This is a genomic window from uncultured Nostoc sp. (assembly GCF_964245575.1).
Classification (GTDB): Bacteria; Cyanobacteriota; Cyanobacteriia; order Cyanobacteriales; family Nostocaceae; genus Nostoc.
This window is the reverse complement of the sequence record NZ_CAXTNP010000009.1, coordinates 1-24,584: the sequence shown is the minus strand read 5'-3', so window position 1 is coordinate 24,584 and position 24,584 is coordinate 1. Positions and strand designations below refer to the sequence as shown.

Sequence of the window (24,584 nt, the reverse complement as noted above, 5' to 3'; positions counted from 1 at the left end):
GGGTCAGATATGAGTAATTTTTCATTAGAGAAGCAAAAACTTTTTCAGACGCTACTCAAGAACAAAGGAATAAATACTTTAGGAACGCAAACAATTTCTTCTAAAACAGAAACAGGCTCCTGCAAGCTCTCATTTGCCCAGGAACGGTTATGGTTCCTAACGCAGTTAGAACCAGAAAGTCCTCTCTACAACATCCCTGCTGCTGTTCGTCTACAGGGACAATTGCACCTGAGAGCATTACGACAGAGTTTCAACGAAATTTTCAGCCGCCACGAAGCGTTGCGAACCAATTTTCAGACAGTCGAAGGGCAACCTATAGCAGTCATCTCATCAGTAACACCGCTACTGTTGCCCGTAGTTGATATTAAAGAGTTACCTTCAGATCAACAACAAGCCGAAGTTAGACAACTGGCATATAAAGAAGCACAACAACTGTTTGATCTCAATAGCGACCTGCTGCTGCGGGTAAAACTACTGCGTCTTAGTAAAGAAGAGCATATAGTACTATTGACTATGCATCATATTGTTTCTGATGCTTGGTCAATCGGCGTACTGGTGGGTGAGTTGGCAACACTTTATCAAGCTTTCTGTAATGACATTACCTCACCATTACCTGACCTGCCAATCCAATATCCAGACTTTGCAGCTTGGCAACGGCAGTGGTTACAAGGAGAGATACTAAATGCACAGCTTTCTTACTGGCGAAAGCAGTTAGAAGGTGTGCCAATACTAGAGTTACCCACAGATCGCGTCCGACCTGCTGTTGTCACCTTTCGAGGTGCTGTGTATTCATTTGAGCTATCTCAAGAACTATCCATAGCTCTAAATAAATTGAGCCAGCAGGAAGGATGCACATTGTTCATGACCCTGTTAGCAGCTTTCAAGACTTTGCTTTTCCGCTATACAGGAAGTGAGGATATTGTGGTGGGTTCACCCATAGCTAACCGTAATCGTGTTGAGATAGAGGGGTTAATTGGGTTTTTTGTCAATACCTTGGTACTGCGAACTCACTTGACAGGTAATCCCACCTTTAAGGAGCTACTAACTCGTGTGCGGGAAATAGCATTGGGAGCCTATGCTCATCAAGATTTGCCTTTTGAACAACTGGTAGAGAAGCTGCAACCACAGCGAGACTCAAGCCACACACCTTTATTTCAGGTGATGTTTGCGCTTCAGAATGCACCGACATCAGCATTAGAGTTACCTGGCTTGACTTTAAGTCCAATAGCTAGTGAGACTAGTAATGTTAAGTTTGATTTAACTCTGTCGATGACAGAAACAGCACAGGGATTAGTTGGCACTCTAGAATACAATACTGATTTATTAGAAAAAAGCTTCATTTGCCGGATGGCAGGGCATTTTCAAACGTTGCTTTCTGGTATTGTCGCTAATCCACAGCAGCGTTTGTCGCAGTTACCACTGTTAACGGAATCTGAACTGTATCAATTACTTATCGAGTGGAATTATACAGAAGTTGAATATTTTCAACAACAATGTATTCATGATTTGTTTGAAGCTCAAGTAGAACGCACACCTGATGCGATCGCAGTGGTCTTTGAAAACAAACTGTTAACCTATCAAAAACTAAACGAGAGAGCAAATCAGCTAGCCCATTATTTACAAACTTTAGGTGTACAGCCAGAGGTATTGGTGGGGATTTGTCTAGAGCGATCGTCCTTAATGGTTATCGGACTATTAGCAATCCTCAAAGCAGGTGGTGCTTATGTGCCACTAGACCCAGCTTATCCGCAGGAACGCTTGGCTTTCATGCTCAAAGACAGTAATGCAAAGGTACTACTGACTCAAACCCATTTAGTTGAGTTGTTTGGTAAACCGAATGTGTCTGTTGTCTGTATCGATAGAGATTCACAATTATTTAGCCAACAGAGTATAAAAAATCTGTCTAATGAAGTAAAACCCAATCACTTAGCCTATGTTATCTATACTTCTGGTTCTACTGGTATACCAAAAGGTGTTGCGATCAACCACCAAAGTTGTGTTGCTTTATTAACATGGTCAAGAAAAGTCTTTACAGATAATGACCTTGCTGGAGTTTTGGCATCAACCTCTATTTGTTTTGATTTATCAGTATTTGAACTGTTTGTTCCTCTTAGTTGGGGTGGTACAGTGATTCTCGTAGAGAATGCTTTGCATTTGCCCTCGTTGGCTGCTGAGGTAAGCTTGATTAATACAGTCCCGAGCATCATTGCAGAATTACTGCAAGTAGATGGTTTACCCCCTTCAGTCAGGACAGTTAACCTTGCTGGTGAACCACTGCAAAATCAACTTGTGCAGCAGATTTATCAAAATGATCATATTCAGAAAGTTTTGAACCTTTACGGCCCCTCTGAAGACACTACCTATTCCACATTTGCTCAAGTAAATAAAGGAGATAATAGGGTAACTATCGGTCGTCCCATCGCCAATACACAAATTTATCTGCTTGACACTGAGTTGCAACCAGTACCAATTGGTGTCCCAGGTGAAATTTATATTGGTGGTGTGGGAGTAGGTAGGGGTTACTTAAATCGTCCCGACTTAACAGCAGAGAAATTTATCCCCAATCCATTTAGTAAAGAAACAGCGCGTCTTTATAAAACTGGAGATAAGGGACGCTATTTACCAAGTGGAGAAATAAAATACATTGGTCGGATTGACCACCAAGCTAAAATACGTGGTTTCCGGATTGAAGTGGGAGAAATTGAAGCACTCATCGCTCAACACCCAGGGGTGCGAAAAACTGTGGTTGTGGTGCGCGAAGATGAACTAGGTTCTAAACGTTTAGTAGCTTATACAGTCTTGCACCCAGAGCAGACACTAACCATTGGGAAATTACGCCGTTTCTTAGAAAAGAAACTACCTAATTATATGGTGCCTTCAGCCTTTGTAAGACTAGAGGCGCTCCCTTTGACGCCCAACGGCAAGATAAATCATCAGATGTTGCCAGCACCTGATTTGACACAGATTCAGTCCGAATTTAATTTTGTGGCTCCTTCTACGCCTGTTGAAGAAATACTAGCCGGAATCTGGATAGATGTTCTTAATGTTCAGAAAGTAGGGATTTACGACAACTTCTTCGAGTTGGGAGGACACTCACTTCTAGCTACTCGCATCATTTCTCTGGTACGGCAAGTCTTTGAAATAGAGCTTCCTTTGCGTCGTCTTTTTGAGGAGCCAACAGTCGCTAAACTGGCCAAAGATATTGAAACAGCTACTAAAGTAGCCTTAAAACCAGAGATACCTCCCATTGAGCACATTTCAAGGAATGAAGAATTACCCCTATCTTTTGCACAACAGCGACTATGGTTCCTTGCCCAGTTAGAGCCAGAAAGTCCCTTCTACAACTTACCATATGCTATTCACTTACAGGGACAGTTAAACATAACTGCACTACAGCAGAGTTTCAACGAAATTTTGCGTCGCCACGAGGCCTTGCGAACTAATTTTCAGATAGTTAAAGGGCGACCTGTAGCAGTCATTTTATCAGTAACAGCGTTGTTGTTACCAATCATTGACCTAAGTGAGTTACCTCCAACATCACAAGAAGGTGAAATTAGACAGCTGGCGCTAACAGATGTGCAACAGCATTTTGACCTTAAAAATGATCGTCTGCTTAGGGTGAAATTATTACGTCTCGAGCAACAAGAGTATGTAGTTTTGTTTAGTATGCATCATCTTGTCTCTGATGGCTGGTCAATAGGGGTACTTATTAAAGAACTAACAACGTTGTACAAAGCCTTCTCCAATGATAAGCCTTCGCCACTGCCAGACCTGCCTATTCAATATATTGACTTCACTGTTTGGCAGCATCAATGGCTACAAGGAAAGGTCTTGGAAGCTCAACTTGGTTACTGGCAGCAGCAACTGGCTGGGGCTTCTGTGCTACAATTGCCCACCGACCGACCCCGCCCAGCTGTCCAAAGCTTCCGAGGGGCAATGCAATCTTTCTGCCTATCTGCTGATTTGATAGAGGCACTCAAAGTACTCTCGCGTCAAGAAGGGGTGACTTTATTTATGACGCTCTTAGCAGCATTTCAAACCTTATTGCATCGTTATAGTGGACAAGACGACATTGTAGTGGGTTCGCCAATTGCCAATCGTAACCGGGGTGAGATTGAAGGGTTGATTGGTTGTTTTACTAATATGCTAGTGCTACGTACGGATATGTCTGGCAACCCAAGCTTCCGGCAATTGTTGAACCGAGTACGGGAAGTAGCTTTGGGAGCATATGCTCATCAGGATTTACCTTTTGAAGCAATAGTAGAGACTTTACACACAGAGCGCAACTTGAGCCACAACCCACTATTTCAAGTAACGTTAACCTTCCAGAATATAGTAATGGAGGAGCTGCAACTATCAAATTTGACCCTGAAACCTTTGGAACTACAAAGGTTAAGCACTAAGTTTGATTTAAGTATGATTTTAGAAGAAATTGAGCTAGAACTAATTGGAATACTGGAATACAATACTGACCTGTTTGATGCTGGTACTATTAGCCGAATACTGGAGCACTTCAAAACTTTGCTTGAAAGCATTGTCGCCGATTCAGAGAAGTGTCTGTCGGATTTGCCGCTTATTTCCGAAGTTGAATTGCATCAGTTGGATGAGTGGAGCAATACAGAAAGACAGTAATACTAAACAAAGTATTATGAATTATAACAAGTTAGTCATTGAGTGATTTTGTGCTGTGAAGACAATTGACTGCCGTTTTTCATGGCAACATAATTTACAATAGACCAGGCTATGTACCTTTTGTTGGAATTTTTCAATTACTCAATTTTTATCAAAAAGAACGAATAATTAAATCTGGTAAACATTACATTGAACATATTGCAATTTAAGGAAATCATGGTGCTTGTTGGGGTCGGTTCATCGGTTCAATTAAAGACGGTTCACAAATAAATGAGTGTTTTGCAGATACATACTTTTTTGAAAATAGAAAGATTAAAAATTAAAGATTTTACTTTTTTAGACCAGCTATTTGAATAAAATAGGAAAACGTAATGTTAAGCAATTCTCAAACGTACCAGTGTATTCATAAAGTCTTTGAAACCCAGGTATTAAAGACACCTGATGCTGTAGCGTTAATCTATGAAAATGCACAATTAAGCTATTATGAGATTAATCGACGGGCAAATCAACTAGCACATTACCTACAGAAGATTGGAGTAAAGCCGGATGTACCTGTAGGAATCTATGTGGAGCGCTCCTTGGAAATGGTAATAGGGATCTTAGGTATTCTTAAATCAGGCGGAGCTTATGTACCATTAGACCCAGCGTATCCCTTAGAACGTATAGCTTTTATGCTAGAGGACGTTAAAGTACCAATAATATTGACGCAACAGCAGTTGGTAGAGAGACTACCAGGATACTGGGCGCAAGTCATTTGTCTTGACACAGATTGGGAAACGTTTACATCAGAGAACGAAGTAAATCCTCACTGCAAAGTGACACCTGAAAATCTAGCATATATAATTTATACTTCTGGCTCGACAGGAAGACCAAAGGGAACAGAAATTCCCCACCGTAGCGTTCTTGGTTGTATATTGGACGTTGATTACCTTCATCTAGATTCTGAGCAGACCTTTTTGCAGCATTCTTCTATTTCTTGGGACGCATTCACATTAGAACTGTGGTCAATGTTGTTACATGGTGGATGCTGCGCTCTTTATCCAGGAAAACTTATTACACCTGAAAACCTGGGCAACGCAATTCAAAAATACGGAGTCAATGTGTTGTGGCTAACTTCATCATTATTCAACATTATAATCGACTCGCTTCCTAAGGTATTGTCTGGTGTTCAACAGCTACTGGTCGGTGGGGAAGAACTTTCATCTCCTCACGTTCGTCATGCTCTTGAATTATTACCCTCATTACAGCTTACTAACGGATATGGTCCTTCAGAATGTACGGTATTTGCCTGCTCTTATTACATTTCCAGACCTTTAAGCAAAAACGTGCAATCGATTCCTATTGGAAAACCTATAGGAGATAGGAGAGTTTATTTACTGGATATATATTTAAATCGAGTTCCAATTGGAATTCCAGGCGAGCTATACATTAGTGGAGACGCACTAGCGCGGGGCTACCTCAATCAACCCGGTATGACTGCTGAAAAGTTTGTTCCTAACTCCTTTGGCAAAGAAGGGAGCCGTCTGTATAAGACTGGAGACTTGGCACGTTATCTTGCAGACGGCAATATAGAGTTTCTCGGTCGTATTGATGACCAAGTGAAGATTCGAGGCTACCGTATTGAGATCAGAGAAATTGAAGCAGTACTAAGTCAGTATCTAGCTGTGAGAGAGGTAGTTGTGATGGCTCAGACAGATGAAGTAGGCAGTAAACGCTTAGTAGCCTATGTCGTTCCTAACCCCGTACACACTCCCACGACCAATGAATTAAGAAATTTCCTCAAATCGCGGTTGCCTGAGTACATGGTCCCTTCAGCCTTTATGCTGTTGGAGAAACTACCGTTGGCTCCTAATGGCAAAGTGAACCGTCAAGCACTGCCAAGACCTGACCAAGTAAGACCGGAATTGGAAGAAACTTTCGTAGCCCCTTATACACCGCAAGAGAAGATACTAGTTGAAATTTGGGCTCAAGTTCTCAATCTCAAACAAGTTGGTGTCAAAGACAACTTCTTTGTTCTAGGAGGAGATTCCATTCGGAGCATCCAAGTTCAATCTCTGTTACAGCAACAAGGTTTAAATTTCTCAATCCAGCAGCTATTCCAACATCAGACAATTCACGAACTCGCCCAAAATCTAACGTCAGTTGAGACTGATACTACAGCAACACAACCAGTTCAGTCCTTCAGCCTTATTTCCGAAAAAGATAGGCTAAGGTTACCTAACAGTTTAGAAAATGCCTATCCTCTGACTATGCTTCAGATGGGGATGCTCTTTCATAGCGAATATAACCTGGAAAGTGCTGTTTTCCATGATGTTTTCAGTTTTCACTTACGAGCGCCTTTTGAGTCTCAGCTCTTGCTAGCAGCTATACAGCAACTACTAGCGAGTCACCCAGTATTACGCACTTCATTTAATCTCACTGACTTCAGTGAGCCACTGCAATTGGTTCATCATACAGTAAACATTCCTTGGCAAGTGGAAGACCTTTGCCATCTCTCCCCTACAGAGCAAGAGAAAGCAATGGCTTTCCTTATTGAAAATGAAAAAAAACGGCATTTTGACTGGACAAATCCACCGTTGCTACGCTTTCAAATTCACCTTCGTAGTAGAGAGACATTTCAGTTTACTTTAAGCTTTCACCATGCGATTCTTGATGGATGGAGTTTGGGCTTGACACTCACAGAGTTGTTAGAACGCTATTTCTGTTTGTTAAAGGAACAAGTTTCTCTACCCTCATTACCCCCAGCAAGCACATTTCAAGATTTTGTGGCTTTGCAGCAAAAAGCACTTAAGTCTGAAGAGTGCCGCCAGTACTGGTTACAAAAACTTGATGGCAGCACAAATACAATTCTGCCACGTTGGTTTTCCTCAAACCTAACTCCCATCTCTGCGGAAAGTCAAACACTAGAAGTTCCAATTTGTTCTCAGGTTTCTGAAGAGCTCTATAAGTTGGCAAAATCTCTTGCTGTTCCACTCAAGAGCGTTTTGCTAGCTGCACACCTCAAAGTCATCAGTCTGCTGAGTAACCAATTAGATGTATTAACTGGTCTTTCATCAAATGGCAGACCGGAAACAACCGATGGAGAACGAAGCTTAGGACTTTTTCTTAACACTTTGCCTTTTCGTCTGAAGCTACATGGAGGAAACTGGATTGATTTAATACGGCAGACACTGGAAGTTGAGCGAGAATTGCTGCCCTTCCGGTGGTATCCAATGGCTCAAATAAAAGAGGATTTATGTCGCGAGCGATTGTTTGAAACATCCTTTAATTTCACTCACTTTCACATCTATCAGCGCCTTCAAACATTAGGTGATTTAGAAATATTAGCTGAAAATGGTTTATCAATTAAAGATTTTACACTGTTATCTCAGTTTAGTTTAGATATATTTTCCTCCCAAATCCGACTATCTCTAGATTTTAACGCAGCTGAGTTATGTAGTGAGCAGGTAAAAGATATTGGCAATTACTACACTATGATTCTTACAGTCATGTCTAAAGAACCATTTGAGAGTTATGAGTTTTCTGAAAATCAAATGGAGCGTAGAGAAAAAGAAATTGAAAAAACTAGTCTCCAAAAGTTAAAGATGGTTAAGCGAAAGGCTATTCCTGGTTTGTAAATTCAAAAAGACTTCCTATGAAAGATTCAAAATTCCAAAAACCCAGTCTCAACAAGTTAAGGTCTTTCAAACGGCAAATCATCAGTGTATCTCAAGAGGAATTGATTAGAACAGAATATCTTCAGCCTGAAAACAAATTTCCTCTAGTTGTGAAGCCTAATATAGACGAGATGAATTTGGCATGCTGGGCTCAAAATAATAAGCAGTTCATAGAAGCACAATTACTAAAGCATGGAGGTATCCTTTTTAGAAACTTTAATTTGAAGGGATTAATTGAGTTTGAAGAATTTATTAGGGCTATTTCCGGAGAGCTAATGGCATATTCGTATCGTTCTACACCAAGAAATGCTGTCAGAGGCAAAATATACACTTCGACAGAATATACTGCTACTCGATCTATTCCTTTACATAACGAGATGTCATACTCCGACAACTGGCCTTTGAAGATATTTTTTTATTGTCTTCAACCTGCTGAGAAAGGAGGAGAAACACCGTTAGCCAACAGTCAAAAAGTTTTTGAGCAGATTACTCCAAAAATTAGAAATCATTTCCAGCAGAAAAAGGTTATGTACGTGCGAAACTATGGTGATGAATTAGATATATCCTGGCAAAATGTTTTTCAAACTACAAATAAATCAGAGGTAGAAAACTACTGCCGTAGTGCCAATATTGAAGTTGAATGGAAGGATAAAGATCGTTTGAGAACTTACCAAATTTGCCAGAGTATTGCAACGCATCCAACTACAAGACAGCTACTATGGTTTAATCAAGCCCACTTGTTCCATATTTCAAGCCTAGAACCCGACGTCCGTGAAATTCTTTTAACTAGGTTCAAAGAAAAAGACTTACCTCGAAATGCATACTACGGGGATGGCTCTCCCATTGAAAATTCTGTGTTAGAAGAAATCCGTAATGTCTATCAACAGGAAGCAGTTATGTTTACATGGAAAGAAGGGGATATACTGTTACTAGACAATATGTTGATCGCACATGGACGTATGCCATTTTCGGGAACACGAAAAGTTTTTGTAGGAATGACTGAGCCATTTAGTTCTGAAGGAGTTTAGCAGTTCGCATAAACTACGTCCCAAAAAATGATTGAAAGGAGTTTTGCAATCTACTTTCAATACAACTTACTTAGTCATCAAATATTAAATATGTAATTCTCACTAACTGTGAGTTTGTCAGGTTAAGAATTTGTACTCTACTTTTGGTTTTCTAATCCCAGTCTTAAACAGGAGGTAAATGATGAATTAGCCATAATTCTTTCCTGACAAAGTTTAGCAAAAACTCTTAAATTTTACTATGTAATGGAGACTTTTATATGTCAAAAGAACCGATTGATGGGTATCGTCTCTCACCTCAACAGAGGCGCTTATGGCTGCTCCAAAAAGTTGAGCGTAACCAGCCTTATCGTGCACATTGTAGTCTTTTACTTGAAGGATCTCTAAATCTAAAAGCTTTAAATTCAGCTTTACATAATATTCTCAATAGATATGAAATTCTTCGTACCAATTTCCGTTGCCTACCTGGAATGATAGTTCCACTTCAAGTAATAAACGATAGGATTACACCCTCAATTAAATATTATAATTTCAGCAATATAGATACTCAAGAACAACAGGCTAATATTGAGTTAATCTTTAGTCAATTAAGCCAAATACCTTTGGATTTAGAACGTGGTACTCTTCTTCATCTGTCTTTAGTGACTTTATCTTCATGCAAGCATATATTGCTCATAAACTTACCATCTCTTTTAGCAGATAGCGTTACTATTAAAAATTTAGTAGATCAAATTAGCCGTTATTATGCTGCTTATTTGCGTGATGAGGAGCTATTAGATGAACCAGTACAATATGCAGATATTGCTGAATGGCAAAACGAGCTTATTGAGGCGGATGATACAAAGATAGCAGGAGAATATTGGCACGGACATACTTCTTACGATTTTCTGAGATTGACTCTACCTTTTGAAAATAAACGCTTCAGTACTTCAGACTTCCAACCTCAAATTTATAGTCAAGATAATTCTGATTTGTTAGTGAAGTTAGAAGCATTAGGACAGAAGTACAATACTTCAATTTTTATACTTTTACTAACTTGTTTTCAAGTTTTATTTTTGCATCTTACAGGACAACAAGATATAATAGTCGGGACTGCTTTCGATGGTCGGAAATATGAGGAATTAGAGCAAGCAATAGGCTTATTGGCAAAGTATGTGCCACTTCGTTGTCATTTAGAAAGAAATTTAAAATTCAGTGAAATATTGGAGCAAACCAAACAGTCTGTTAACAATGCTTACAAATGGCAGGATTACTTTAATTTTCAGCAAATTTCAGGATTAACTAAGACTGATGTAGGATTACCATTTTTCCCAATATGTTTTGATTTTTTAGAACAAATTAATAATCAACTATCTGCTGACATTTTGTTGTCAGTTCAAAAGCACTATGCATACATTGACCGCTTCAAGATTAAACTCTCCTGTACTCGTAGTGGCAATTCTCTTGTCACAGACTTTCACTACGACTCTAACTTATTTTTAAGCAGAGACATCAAACGCTTATCATCATATTTTCAAGTACTTCTATTAAGTATAATCAAGAATCCGGAAGCACCTATTTTTGAGTTAGAGCTTCTGAGCGACATTGAAAAACATCAACTAATTGTCGAATTTAACACAGCTAAAGCTAATTATCGACCAGAACAGTGTATTCACCATTTGTTTGAACAACAGGCAGTACACATACCTGATAGCATTGCTGTAGTTTTTGAAGATCAGCATTTAACCTATGCTGAACTGAATGCACGAGCTAATCAACTCGCCCATCATTTGCAGCGGCTAGGTGCTGGTTCTGAAATCATAGTGGGTCTTTATGCAGAGCGATCGCTTGAGATAGTCATTGGTCTGCTTAGTATCCTTAAAACTGGTGGTGCGTACTTGCCGCTAGATCCTGCTTTACCAAAGGAGGGCTTAACCTTCAGGTTACAGGATGCTCAAGTACCGATATTATTGACTCAACAGCAGTTGGTCGAGACGCTTCCCGAACATACGACCCAGGTAGTAGTTCTGGATACCAACTGGACAGTCATATCGTCAGAGAGTAAGGAGAATTTAACCAGCTACGTGAAGGCCGAGAATTTGGCTTATGTGGTGTTCACTTCTGGCTCTACAGGTCAGCCCAAAGGAGTTGCCGTTGAGCATAAGCAACTTCTTAATTATATAAATGCTATCGTCGAAAGACTAGACCTTTCCGTTTGTAACAGCTTTGCTACCGTCTCCACCTTTGCCGCAGACTTGGGCAACACAACAATCTTTTCTTCCCTGTGCATGGGTGGATGTCTGCATATAGTGTCACAAGAACGTGCTTCCAATCCAGAGGCGTTGGCAAAGTATTTTCATCGCCATCCCATCGACTGTCTCAAGATTGTTCCTTCTCACCTTGCTGCCTTACTGACATCTTCTCACGCTGAACAAATATTGCCTCGGCAGCGACTAATTCTTGGTGGTGAAACTTATAGTTGGAATCTGATTGAACAGATCCAACAATTAACGACCGAGTGCCTGATTTTTAACCACTACGGACCGACAGAAGCCACCGTAGGCGTACTAACTTATCCCATCAAGCGAGGGCAGACGGATCGTGTTTCTGAAACAGTTCTTATTGGCCGTCCAATTGCTAACACACAAGTATTTTTGCTAAACTCTTATCTGCAACCAGTGCCAATTGGTGTATCTGGAGAGCTATACATTGGTGGGGCAGGTGTGGCTAGAGGCTATTTGAACCGACCTGACTTAACTAGAGAGAAGTTTATTTCAAACCCTTTTGCAGAGATGGGAGCGATCGCCTCTGGGCAACGCCTGTATAAAACTGGGGATTTAGCTCGCTACTTACCCGACGGCAACATTGAGTTTCTCGGGCGAATTGACCACCAAGTAAAAATTCATGGTTTCCGCATTGAGCTAGGGGAAATAGAGGTAACACTGAGAAAACACCCTCTGGTTTGGGAGACTGTGGTGCTGGCTCGCGAAGATCAACCTGGCAACAAGCATCTGGTAGCCTATGTAGTGCCCAAAAAACAATCTGCCCTCAAAACTAGTCAGTTGCGTGAATACTTGCTGGAAAAGCTACCTGAGTACATGGTTCCGTCAACCTTCGTACGGCTGAAGACTTTGCCGCTCTTGCCTAATGGCAAGGTGGATCGTTGGGCACTACCAGCGCCCAACACGACCTCGAATTTAGAAGGAACTTTTGTGGCACCTCGCACGGCTGTAGAGAAAGTGCTGGCAGAGATTTGGGCTAAGATCCTTAGACTTGAGCAAGTAGGAATTTATGATAAGTTTTTTGAGTTAGGCGGAGATTCTATCCTTAGTATGCAGATTATTGCCAAAGCCAACCAGGTTGGTCTGCATATTACCCCTAAGCATTTGTTTGAACACCAGACAATTGCTGAGTTAGCAGTAGTAGCTAGTACAAACCAAACCATTCAAGCTGAACAAGGGCTAGTGACAGGTCAAGTGCCTCTCACACCCATTCAGCACTGGTTCTTTAAACAGAATCTTCCTGACTCGCACCACTGGAACCAGTCGATTCTGCTGGAAGTTCAGCAAGCTCTCAATCAGGCACTGTTGGAGCAAACGGTACAGAAATTGCTTGAGCACCACGATGCTCTCCGCCTTCGCTTTTTTCTTCAAGAATCTGGTTGGCAACAGTCTGCTGCTAGTTCCGACTCAGTTGTGCCTTGTTCACGAGTGGATTTGTCGGCGTTGTCACCAAACAAGCAAAGACCAGCTCTTGAAGCCGCTGCTGCTGAACTACAGACCAGCTTGAATCTATCCTCAGGGCCGCTAATGCGAGTAATCTACTTTGACTTAGGTACGGACAAGCTTAGTCGGCTGCTGTTGTTGATCCACCACCTCGCTGTTGATGGTGTTTCCTGGCGAATTTTACTCGAAGACTTACAGACAGTATATCAACAGCTTAACCATAAGAAAACGATACAACTGCCACCCAAAACAAGTTCGTTCAAGCATTGGGCAGAACGATTAAGGAAGTACGCGCAGTTACCAGCACTGCAATCAGAGATGAAATACTGGTTAACAAAGAATGGTAAAGAAATTGCCCGTTTACCAGTAGACTTTCGTGAAGGTGAAAACACAATGGCTAAAGCTGGCACTATATCAGTAGCTCTTAGTGAGGAAGAGACTCAAAGTTTGCTACGGGAGATACCAGCAGCTTATCAAACTCAAATTAACGATATATTGCTCACTGCACTGGTACAAGCTTTTGAGCAGTGGATGGGTAAGTGTAGTGCAAAGGAGAGTCGTAAGCATTTACTCCTGGTTGACCTAGAGGGTCATGGAAGAGAAGAAATTTTTGAAGATGTAGACCTTTCACGTACTGTAGGTTGGTTTACTACTATCTTCCCCGTTTTATTAGATATAGAAGAAAATTCTAGCTCAACAGAGACTTTAGAGATGGTCAAAAAGCAGTTGCGTAGTATTCCGAATCGAGGAATTGGCTATGGCGTACTGCGCTATCTTAGTGACGAGACAGCAAAGCCTTTGAAACTGCATCTGCCCAAGGCTGAAATTAGATTGAATTATCTGGGTCAGTCAGATCAAGTGTTTTCTGGATCAGCTCTGTTTGCGCCAGCCCAAGAATCTAGTGGGGCAAGCCGCAGCCTGCGGGGAAACAGAAGCTATCTAATAGATATGATCGCGATTATTGCAGGAGGTCAATTGCGACTGGATTGTATATACAGCAAGGCTGTTCATCACCGAGTCACAATTGAGAGTCTAGTCGAGAGTTTTACAGCAGCTTTGCGCGAACTGATCAATCACTGTAAGTCTCTTGAGCCAAGGAAGTACACCCCTTCTGATTTCTTACAAGCAGATCCAAATCCAATCAAGATAACACACCAAGCAAACGCTTCTACCACAACTGGTAAAATGACTATTGCGGCTTTAAACGCTGAAGCTGTACTGAATCCCACTATTTCCCCTGAGACATCTTTTGAGTTTACAATTGAGCCAGCTAATATTTTGTTGACTGGAGCAACAGGGTTTGTAGGAGCTTTCTTACTACATGAACTCTTGCAACAAACGAATGCTAATATTTATTGCTTAGTACGTGCTCCTAATGTTGAATCAGGGAACAAGAGACTCCAAAGCCACCTTGAATCTTATTTGCTTTGGAATGAATCTCTTAGCAACCGGATTATTCCAGTTGTCGGAGATTTGTCTGAGCCGCTTTTGGGTCTTTCCGAACAGCAGTTTCAAGCTATGGCTGAGTTACTTGATGTTATCTATCACAACGGTGCGGCAATTAATCTTGTTTATCCATACTCTACCCTTAAAGCAGCCAATGTTTTAGGAACCCAAGAAGTCTTGAAATTAGCTAGTCAAATCAAAGTTAAGCCTGTGCACTATATTTCGACCCTTAGTGTTTTGTCCTCAGAGAACCATGCTGAAGTAAAAGGGATTCAAGAACTGCACAGCTTTAATTTTGATCATTGCCAAGTGCCTTCTAGTGGTTATGCTCAAACTAAATGGGTTGCTGAAAAGTTAGTCACAACTGCACATAATCGAGGGCTTCCTGTCTGTATTTACAGGCTAGGACGTGTATCAGGGCACAGCCAAAGCGGAATCTGTAACATGAATGACCGTTTGTACAGAATGCTGAAAGGCTTTATACAACTTAAATGTGCACCAGATGTAGAAACTATTGTGGATATGACTCCTGTAGACTATGTGAGCAAAGCTATAGTTTATTTATCAAAGCAAAACAAATCCCTTGAGAAAATCTTTCACCTGTCCAATCCGCACCCAATCCGCTCGTTTGAGCTTTTTGATTGGATTCGTAAGTTTGGCTATCCCCTGCAACCAATGTCCTACAACCAGTGGGAAGCAGAACTTCTCAATGCTTCTGAGCATTCTCTGAATAATCCGTTGTACCCACTTATACCTTTTTTTGCTGGTATGGAAGCTGAAGGCGATCGCAACCAAGAGTCTTCAGAACAAACTTTTAACTTAGCAACATTAAAGTTCGATTTTCAGAATACAATTGATGGACTTACAAGTACTTCCATTATGTGCCCACCTGTAGATGCTAAATTGCTTAGTACTTACTTCTCCTATCTCATTCAAAGCGGCTTTCTAAATGCTCCGCAGCTAAGTAATTAGCGAGAAAGTTTCTTATAGCAATTTTTTGTGGGGTGAGCACTGCCAGCTTTTTCAATACGAACAAATAAACTACTTAGAGAAAGCCTGAAACTCTCTTCCAGACTGGAGCATAAAATTACGGATCTAAGCCATCAATGTGACAAGCAAGCGATTGCAACATCAAAGAAGACTAAAATATTGTCTCTGTCATTGAGCATTTTGTTGAAGAAAATCTCTTCTGGACAATGGTGTAAGGATTAATAGCTAGGTGAAAAAATGAGTACAAATAAACGCATTGAAAGGGCTGGCACCGCTCACTCTAAAAGTTATGGTCTATTCATCTGAAAACCATTAGAAATAAGATGACTGGAGTTACATCAACACCATTTTTGATACAAGGAAGTACTATAATGACCATTCTAGGCAAGGCTACCTTAGAAGGAACGCGACGTTACAGAGAACGGCACAAAAAGCACTGTGCGCCAACTTATTTCCGAGAAACTGACGAATTCATTGCAAGCTCTATTGGGATTGGTTCGCTTGTTGGTGAACCCGATGAACAAACCAACGCTCTTGTGGTAAAAGCTGTTGTCGAATCAGTTCGGCGTGGAGTCAACTTGATTGACTCCTCAATCAGCTACCGCTATCAGCAAGGAGAGCGCAGTGTGGGAGAAGGTATTCAGCGTCTTCTCGAATCAGGAGAAACATCAAGGGATGAACTTATTATCTGTACAAAAGGCGGTATTCTTCCATATCCAGAGAAAAACCGAGCAAACTTATTTTATAAGCAGTATGTAGAACAAAGCAACTATAGCATCAACATGAGCGATCTCGTCGAGACACGTTACTGCATACACCCGGAGTATCTTCGAGATCAGATCAATCAAAGTCTCACAAACCTCGGACTCCAGACAATCGACGTTTACTATATCCACAATCCAGAAAGACAGTTAACTGATATTACACCAAATATTTTCTACGATCGGTTACGAGATGCTTTCAAGGCAATGGAAGACGCAATAAATGCTGGGCAAATTGCTGCTTATGGTTTAGCAACTTGGGAGGGCTTCCGTGTACCTCCGACTTCTCAGAAGCATTTAGATCTGGCAAGAATAAAATCTATTGCTCAGGAAGTGGCTAGAAACAAGGAAAATCGATTCCGATTTATCCAATTTCCTTTAAACATGGTCATGCTAGAAGCACTTCTTGTACCAACTCAGAATATTGAAGGAGAAAAAGTTCCACTATTAGAAGCAACTTACCGTTTAGGCATTACTCCAATAGCCAGCTATTCGCTTTATCAAGCGCAAGTTGTAGGGCAGATTCCAGAAATTATCACTTCTGCCTTTGGTAACAACCTTTGGACGGACTGCCAGTGTGCACTCCAGTATACCCGAAGCGCCCCTGGTCTTCTCACTGCTCTTGTGGGGATGAAAGCTATAGAACATATAGAAGAAAATTTAAGTCTTACTGCTTTTCCAACCTTTGAAAGGGAGAAATTTCAAGGACTTACTGATTCAATTGTTCAAGTGTTGAAGAGCATGGGGAGCAACGCAATTTAGTGAAGTTGGGTCAAAAAAGTGCGTTTGCTAATAATTATCTTCAGTATATAAAATAGTTTATACAAGCTATTAAGCATAAATATGTAAAAATTTCACCTGCTCTGTGATGATGACAAAAAAGGTAGGATTCCCTTTAAACAATTGTTTTCAGATAGCAGGGAAAAGACATCTTATTTTCTAATAAAAATGTGATTATGTTTTTTCAGTTAAGTAACTAGGCGTTGCATAATAGAGGGAGGAATTGAGGTGATCTACTGTGAATGGTCCATACTGCTGCTCTACTAAAATGAGGAAAAATGGCTTGCAGCGAGGTAAACAAAATCACATCTGTAGTAATTGCGATTGCCAATTTATTGATGTCTAAGTAGAACGAGGTGAAAAAAAGCTAACTGTGTAAAGATAAGTAAATACGTAGAATGTATATACCAGGGTCACACAGATATGGGCAGCCGTTTAAGGGTGTTTCTCACTAAAGAACAAGATAAAACTCTTTTCTACCTAAGAGCAGCAGATGTACCGCAGAAAGTAAAAGACAGAGCACAAATGATTAGATTGAGTGCCAATGGTTGGTATGTAGAGAAAATAGCGGCTCACTTTCATTGGACTGCACAAACGGTAAGAGAAGTTTTGCATAAATGGCAAAGGCTAGGGGTGGAAGGGCTTTGGGAAAAACCAGGACGAGAAGGGAAACAGAAGTGGACAGAAACGGTTAAGTATTATTGGGTTTCTCCAACCCTTAATTAGTTTTGTTTATGGTTTAGTGAGTGGCGGCGTTTCACACAAATCTTATATACAAATGATGGAGACCGAAGCATCAGTTGCCCAAAAAATAGAACGTATCAGAGTAATAGTGCAGGACAACGGTCCGATACATCTGTGTAAAGAAGTGAGCGCAATTATAGTCAAAGTGGGAAGGCATGGGTTTGTACATCTTCTTTTTACCTAAATATTGTTCTCATCGCGCCTTTAATTTTATTTATTACAGGATGTGGTGGTATCGTAAAAGACCTAAGACTAATTTACCCACAGAAGCATTCGCCCAAAAGTAGAAACGCACAAGTAGGCACATCAGCCGAGTATTGAAAAACTAATTCTATCGAGTTCTAATCCAGAATTAATACCAAATGCCAGCTTTGTTTGCTCAAGAGCAGTACTGGAACTTACTTGTAGATTATCTCAAACCCCAAAAAGGGCGGGTAATCAAATTTGCGATCGCCCTCCTCGCCTGCATTGGACTACAATTAATTAACCCCCAAATTCTGCGTTATTTTATTGATACAGCCGTAGCAGGTAGTTCTAGACAAAATTTACTCTTCGCCGCCTTGCTATTTATTGGTGTAGCTTTAGTAACTCAAGTCATCTCAATTGCTGCTACTTACTACGGGGAAAACGTCGCCTGGAGAGCCACTAACGCCTTACGTGCTGACTTGGTTGAGCATTGTTTGAGACTAGATTTATCCTTTCATAAATTATATACACCTGGTGAATTGCTAGAACGGGTAGACGGTGATGTTCAAACTCTCTCTCAATTTTTCTCCAATTTCACTGTTCACATTTTGGGCAATTTACTGCTGATGTTAGGTGTAATTGTCGTTCTTTTTACAGAAGATTGGCGAGCTGGTTTGGCTATTGCATTTTTTGCTCTAACAGCATTATCTACTCTGATGAGCCTACGTTCTATAGCTGTTCCCCATTGGAGAAGTTATCGCCAAATTAGTGCCGATTTTTTTGGTTTTGTGGGTGAACAACTCGCTGGCATGGAAGACGTGCGAGCTAATGGAGCGAAAAGCTATGTTATGCACCGCTTCCACAAAATTTTGCAACGCTGGTTGCCCATCTTTCACAAAGCACGCTTTGCCAGTACTATTCTCTGGGGTACAACTAACGGTATCTTTACTTTAGGTACTGCAATCGCCCTCAGCGTGGGTGCTTACCTTTGGAGTCAAAATATTATTACTATCGGCACAGTCTACCTGCTCTACTATTACACCAATTTACTGAACGAACCAATTGAGCAAATTCGCAACCAATTTGAAGACCTCCAACAAGCAGAAGCCAGTATTTACCGTATTCAAGATTTACTTCAAGTAAAATCTCAACTGAGTGCAGGAGGCGAACAGCAACTTCCTCATGGTGCACTTTCCGTAACTTTTGAGAACGTCTCATTTAGCTATCATGACTGGGGACTAGGTAACTCGGAGTTCCCAGAGGGGATAAGAGGTAATAGGGACTGCGGAACTCGGGATTTGGTATTGCAAAATATATCCTTTGATTTACCTCCAGGTCATCTACTGGGTTTACTAGGACGTACAGGTAGCGGTAAATCTTCCCTAGCACGGTTATTGCTGAGATTCTATGATGCTCAATCAGGTTCTATTCGCTTGGGGGGTATACCTATCAATCAAGCTTCCTTAACAGATTTACCTAAACAAATAGGAATAGTTACTCAGGATGTACAATTGTTTCAAACTACAGTTCGCAATAATGTTACCTTTTTTAATCAGAATATTAGCGACGAATGCATATATGAAACCTTAGAAATATTGGGATTATCAGAATGGTTGCATTCATTACCCCAAGGCTTAGATACAAATTTGGGGCCAGACAGTAGCGGCTTATCTGCGGGACAAGCGCAGTTATTAGCATTTACTCGCGTATTTCTTAAAGATCCTGGTTTAGTAATTCTGGACGAAGCCTCCTCTCGCCTCGACCCCATAACAGAAAAACTTATTCAAAACGCTGTAGATAAGTTATTAATTGGACGTACTGGCATTATTATTGCTCATCGTTTGACAACCGTAGAAAGAGCAAATCAAATTTTGATTTTAGAAGAAGGTCGAGTTAGTGAATACGGTTCGAGAGAAGAGTTACTTAAAAATCCTTACTCACGTTTTGCTCAATTATTGCAAACTGGTTGAACCAATTTATGAATCTAAAAATATTTTTTAAAGAACGAACTACTAACTACGAATTACAAATTAGGGTGTAGTCAAAAGTAGTTGGTAGATGAGCAATCGCGATGGAGTAAAGCTATCTTTTGATAATTATTATCATTGATAGGAAATGAGCCAATCAACTACAAATTATAGCAATCCACTTTGATTTGAAAAAATTATTTACGTGGCGTGCGAAGCGCAGCACAAGTGCGATAGGCTTTTAACAGAGGAGAAGGATAAAGGTGTACCTAACGAGAGCAAAAATAAAATAGGAGTCCTATATTATGGGTTCAACAAAAAAACTAAGAGGTTGGGAGTTATTATGGCAACTTATTCTTTACAAACCAAAACTATATTTAATTGATAGCTGCTTCTGGATTTTTATCATGGGTTTACCTGCCCTACCTGGGTTAATCATCAGGGAATTTTTCAACAGTTTAACGGGCAAGGCAAAATTTGGGTTTACTCCTCTGACTTTAATTGCATTATTGCTGGCTCTTAACTTAGGACATATTGCCGTAATATTTGCAGGGCGTATTACCAAAACTCAGTATCGTTTCATTGTGCGGTCATTACTGCGACATAATTTATTAGACCACCTTTTTAACAATCCTACTGCACAACCAATGGTTGTTAATCAAAAAACTGAAACAACTGTGTCTCAGGGTGAAATAATTAGCTATTTTCGTGATGATGCCGAACAAATAGAAGAAAATGTGGCATTAATATCAGAAGTTTTAGGACAAGGAATATTTTCTGGTATTTGTTTAGTCATTTTATTAAGTATTAATATTCAAATGACGCTGTTTATTTTTCTGCCATTAGTAGGGATGGTAGTAATTATTCGACGAACAGAAGCTCGGATTAAACAGTATAGAAAAGCTAGCCGCGAAGCTACTGAAAAAGTGACAGGAATTTTAGGTGAAATATTCGACTCAGTACAAGCAATTAAAGTAGCTGGAGCAGAAAAAAATGTACTGGATTATTTTCGCACTCTCAATGACAAACGCCGCCAGATGATGATTAAGGATAGCCTATTCAACACCATTCTTAATTCTGGCTTTCAAAATATAGTGAGTCTGGGGACAGGGATAATTCTACTACTGGCTTCTCAATTAATGCAGAGCAGTGTTGGTCAGTTGACGGTGGGTGACTTTGCTTTGTTCGTTTATAACCTCTCTTTTGTGACTAGCTTTTTTACTTCCCTTGCCGGTTTCATGGCGTTATATAAGTACACAGAAGTATCCTTTGAACGTATGGCTAGTTTAATATCTAGTGATACACCATATACTTTAGTGGCTCACAATCGATTGGATCTCAACGAGCTCAAGGGAAATAAAAAATCCTTGCAAGCAGTTGAACAACCGTTGAGGAACGAGAACGATAAGCCTGACGGCATGGCTAGCGTTTACCGCCTGCAATCATTGAGAGTATCTAATTTAACTTATTATTATCCTGGTACGACTCAAGGAATTACAGATGTGAGCTTTGAAATTCAGCGCGGTAGTTTGACTGTAGTTACTGGTCAGATTGGTTCTGGAAAAACTACATTGCTACGGGTGTTATTAGGATTATTACCTATCCAAAGTGGATGTATTTACTGGAATGGGCATTTCGTTGAAAATCCCGCCAGTTTCTTTATTCCACCTCGCAGTGCTTATACTCCCCAAATTCCTCAGTTGTTCAGTTACACTCTGCGAGAAAATATTTTGTTAGGCTTGTCTAAAGATGATTGTGACATCACAACAGCTTTAAACATGGCTGTGTTTGAGCAAGATTTAGCAACTATGAATGATAATCTAGAGACTTTGGTAGGGTCGAGGGGCGTGCGGCTTTCTGGTGGACAAATACAGCGCGTAGCAGCAGCGCGAATGTTTATACGTCAACCGGAATTGCTAGTGTTTGATGACCTTTCCAGTGCTTTAGATGTGGAAACAGAATTGGCGTTATGGTCGCGGATATTTGTTAACAGCACAAAACTAAAGCAAAATCATTGGACACCGACCTGTCTTGTGGTTTCTCATCAACGTTCGGTCTTGCGCCGCGCTGACCAAGTGATTGTATTGAAAGCAGGTAGAGTGCAAGCACAAGGAAGTTTTGATGAAATTTTTAGTCATACATATAATTTATAGTTAACAATACCTTTGCCAAAATAAGAGCATACAAAAATTTTGCCTTGCTGTAGAACGACGAATTATTTGACCATAACGGCAGACTGTTTGTCATCAATCTAACGGGACTTAAACATTTTTGAGGCAAAAACAAGACTCAAACCTATACAGGACAAGGAAAATATACCAAAGGGTCAAAAACGAATGGCACGAATGGCACCAAGAAAAGCCGAAACACTTGCGGTTTAAGCAGTTTGCAATTGCTTGCGTAATTGATGCCGGGGTTTGGTCATCAAGGGGTAATACCAATTTGAAAAAAGAATGCGACAGATGGTAAATGTTATAGAGAGGTAGTATTTAGGGTGAGTGATGGCAGGAGTAACACATATCGATATCCAAGAAAGTGTCGAAGAACTTGAAGTGTTGGTACGTCAACAGAATGATGCACGAATCAAAGAACGGTTACAAGCGCTTTACATGATTAAAAATCAAGGTATCAGTGTGTGGGGAGCAACGCGATTTGGTGAGATCGGGCAAAAAAGCTGCGCTCGCTAAAAATTAGTTTCAGTATAATTTGTATTTTTACTACAAAAGACACAGTATTAATACTGTTTTAGATTTGTGGAATATTTTAATTTCTAAAGATGACTCATTTTTGGGAGACAAAAAAAGGTAGGATTCCCTTTGGAGTAAAGGTTTTGATATCTAACATCAAAACAAAAACAGGGATGCCTACAATGAAAAATAATATATGTTCTACTTTCGATATAAGCAAATATTTGTCGACTAAGCTTCCAAGAATGGGATGTTTTAGAGGTAGACCACATCACCCCCAGTGCGTTAAGCGGCAAGGATGAATACAAAAACCTACAACTACTGCATCGGCACTGTCACGACGAAAAGACCGCAATTGACCTAATCGAAATTCGGAAGAAAGACCGCTCCAAATTCCTAGAGAAACTTTCTCAATTCTGGAACAAATTCAACTGGGAGTGGATACATGATATTCCTAATTTCATAACAAATCTTACCTGCAAGTTGCCCTGCTTTCAAGTCTTCCAGGCTTTTTAACTTCCGAAACAAAGCCTCTAATGTAGACCCATCAGCTATCCATATTCGTTCAAAATTATAGAGTGAAAACTTCACGCTATCTGGCAGTGGTCGCCTGAGTCTTTGTTGCCAATTAAATTGCAATTTAGGCAATAAATCTTTAAAGACACGCTCAAATAACTCATTAGGAAAAACTAAAAATCTTTCTGATAGTGACTGTTGAGCAACTTTAGTAGGTATACACCATAATAAACCTTCTCTTGCCAAAAGACGATTTAACTCTTGAACACCAGGTACTTGCCTCCACAATAGCGTTAATACTGCTGCTACCATGAACGAGAAATTCAGAATTCTATCTCGGCATCCTAACTGCTTATAATATTTTTGTTGAGCAAAAATAGCTGGAGTTAAATATTGCTTGTAATTGCTGAGAAATTGCCTCCTTATCTATAGTAGGAGTATTATGTTTGTGTGCGTGGTCAGAGTTTTGTTTTGGTCGCTTGGGCATGGCGGTAAACCAAACTTTTCATTAACTCGTTTAATAATTGAATTTACCTAACAATGTTGCCCACTTCTTATAAATTTATTCTGCCGTTACAATACTTTTTCGCTTTAAATTTTAACTTTCAAAAATTACTTGATAATAATAATCAAATAGAGGGGGAAGGAGGCGAGCGTCGTTCGCTTCCTTCCCCCTCCCCCGCGCACGATTATCATTTTCAATAAGACTATTTTCAGTATTTTAACTGATTGACAAAATGCGCTTTATTTTAACCTCCCACGAGTGCTCTCAAATTACTATACGTGGTAAGAAGAGCAGAAAAAGTAAACGAGAAAAATAAATTCCCAAATCAAGGATTCTGTCCATTTTTAAAATGGTTGGGAATGTCAGAAGGATTGACACCATTAGTCTGGTCAACTATCGCTCAATATGGTGCGATTGCTAGTTCGTTTGAAGCTTCACATACAATCCGGAGCAGTTGGGGAATTAATATTAGCTCACATCTTGCACCTGGAAAAATGGATGTGAAAACCGCAACTAAGTGCAAGAGGAATTAATCGCTTAATATCAAGTAAAAGAAGAGACACAACTATTTGAGGGAAAAATGATTCTCTTGCTGTTTGTGCTGCCTCTCCCCAATCAGGTGGTAATGGTAACTGAGTCTCCAGATAAGTCCAGTGAGCAATCAGGTAAGCGGTTAGAGAAAGGATGAACCAACGATACATTCAATAGCATTGTCCCTTGACCGAATGGCACTAAGAAAAGGGAAAATCGTTGAGGCAGCAGGGGTGCAGAGGAGCGGAGGAGCAGGGGAGAAAGAAGAAGGAAGAAGCATACGGACAGAAACAAGAGGCATACGGAAAGAAGCAAGAGAAATTCTCCTCTGCCCCTCTGCCCCCCTGCTCCTCTGCAATCCTTACGCCGCCTACCCTTCAGCTTAACTTAGTGCCATTCGTCCCTTGACCGAAGCGATGTAAGCCAAAGCGATGCTTTGCGGTCTTAAACCAAC

Annotated in this window: 10 protein-coding genes and 3 pseudogenes; 12 read left to right on the top strand and 1 reads right to left on the bottom strand. The window is 40.4% G+C overall.

Annotated elements, in window-relative coordinates:
- The first annotated feature begins 9 nt into the window (after positions 1-9).
- From ACFFAP_RS02595 to ACFFAP_RS02545, 11 genes and pseudogenes are all read left to right on the top strand, one after another.
- Entirely contained in the window at positions 10-4,632 is a 4,623-nt protein-coding gene (locus tag ACFFAP_RS02595; protein WP_375509756.1) for an amino acid adenylation domain-containing protein, read from the top strand.
- 371 nt (positions 4,633-5,003) lie between these two features.
- Positions 5,004-8,249: an amino acid adenylation domain-containing protein gene (locus ACFFAP_RS02590; RefSeq protein ID WP_375509755.1), complete on the top strand. Its 3,246-nt coding sequence runs from the start codon at positions 5,004-5,006 to the stop codon at positions 8,247-8,249.
- A gap of 17 nt (positions 8,250-8,266) precedes the next feature.
- Entirely contained in the window at positions 8,267-9,316 is a 1,050-nt protein-coding gene (locus tag ACFFAP_RS02585) for a TauD/TfdA family dioxygenase (protein WP_375509754.1), read from the top strand.
- Between the two features lie 257 nt (positions 9,317-9,573).
- Positions 9,574-15,435 (top strand): amino acid adenylation domain-containing protein, encoded by a 5,862-nt coding sequence (locus ACFFAP_RS02580; RefSeq protein ID WP_375509753.1) that lies wholly within the window; start codon positions 9,574-9,576, stop codon positions 15,433-15,435.
- A 389-nt stretch (positions 15,436-15,824) separates the two neighbouring features.
- On the top strand, positions 15,825-16,976 hold the full coding sequence (locus ACFFAP_RS02575) for an aldo/keto reductase (protein ID WP_375509752.1): 1,152 nt from the start codon (positions 15,825-15,827) through the stop codon (positions 16,974-16,976).
- A 256-nt stretch (positions 16,977-17,232) separates the two neighbouring features.
- A pseudogene (locus ACFFAP_RS02570) lies at positions 17,233-17,337 on the top strand (IS1 family transposase); the annotation flags it as partial.
- Positions 17,338-17,417: 80 nt separating this feature from the next.
- A complete protein-coding gene (locus ACFFAP_RS02565) occupies positions 17,418-17,720 on the top strand; it encodes a helix-turn-helix domain-containing protein (protein ID WP_375509751.1) in 303 nt (100 codons plus the stop codon).
- 380 nt (positions 17,721-18,100) lie between these two features.
- A complete protein-coding gene (locus tag ACFFAP_RS02560) occupies positions 18,101-19,894 on the top strand; it encodes an ABC transporter ATP-binding protein (protein WP_375509750.1) in 1,794 nt (597 codons plus the stop codon).
- Between the two features lie 302 nt (positions 19,895-20,196).
- Positions 20,197-22,044: an ATP-binding cassette domain-containing protein gene (locus tag ACFFAP_RS02555; protein WP_375509749.1), complete on the top strand. Its 1,848-nt coding sequence runs from the start codon at positions 20,197-20,199 to the stop codon at positions 22,042-22,044.
- A 348-nt stretch (positions 22,045-22,392) separates the two neighbouring features.
- Positions 22,393-22,578, top strand: a complete 186-nt coding sequence (locus ACFFAP_RS02550; RefSeq protein ID WP_375509748.1) for a hypothetical protein — start codon at positions 22,393-22,395, stop codon at positions 22,576-22,578.
- Positions 22,579-22,800: 222 nt separating this feature from the next.
- Positions 22,801-23,094, top strand: coding sequence for an HNH endonuclease (locus ACFFAP_RS02545; RefSeq protein ID WP_375509766.1), 294 nt, complete (start codon positions 22,801-22,803; stop codon positions 23,092-23,094).
- On the opposite strand, the pseudogene ACFFAP_RS02540 reads toward ACFFAP_RS02545, so the two are convergent.
- A pseudogene (locus ACFFAP_RS02540) lies at positions 23,005-23,581 on the bottom strand (hypothetical protein); the annotation flags it as partial. The gene ACFFAP_RS02545 and the pseudogene ACFFAP_RS02540 sit on opposite strands and share 90 nt — an antisense overlap.
- 281 nt (positions 23,582-23,862) lie before the next feature.
- On the opposite strand from ACFFAP_RS02540, the pseudogene ACFFAP_RS02535 reads away from it, so the two are divergent.
- Positions 23,863-24,072: pseudogene (locus ACFFAP_RS02535) on the top strand (ISLre2 family transposase); the annotation flags it as partial.
- Between the last annotated feature and the right edge of the window lie 512 nt (positions 24,073-24,584).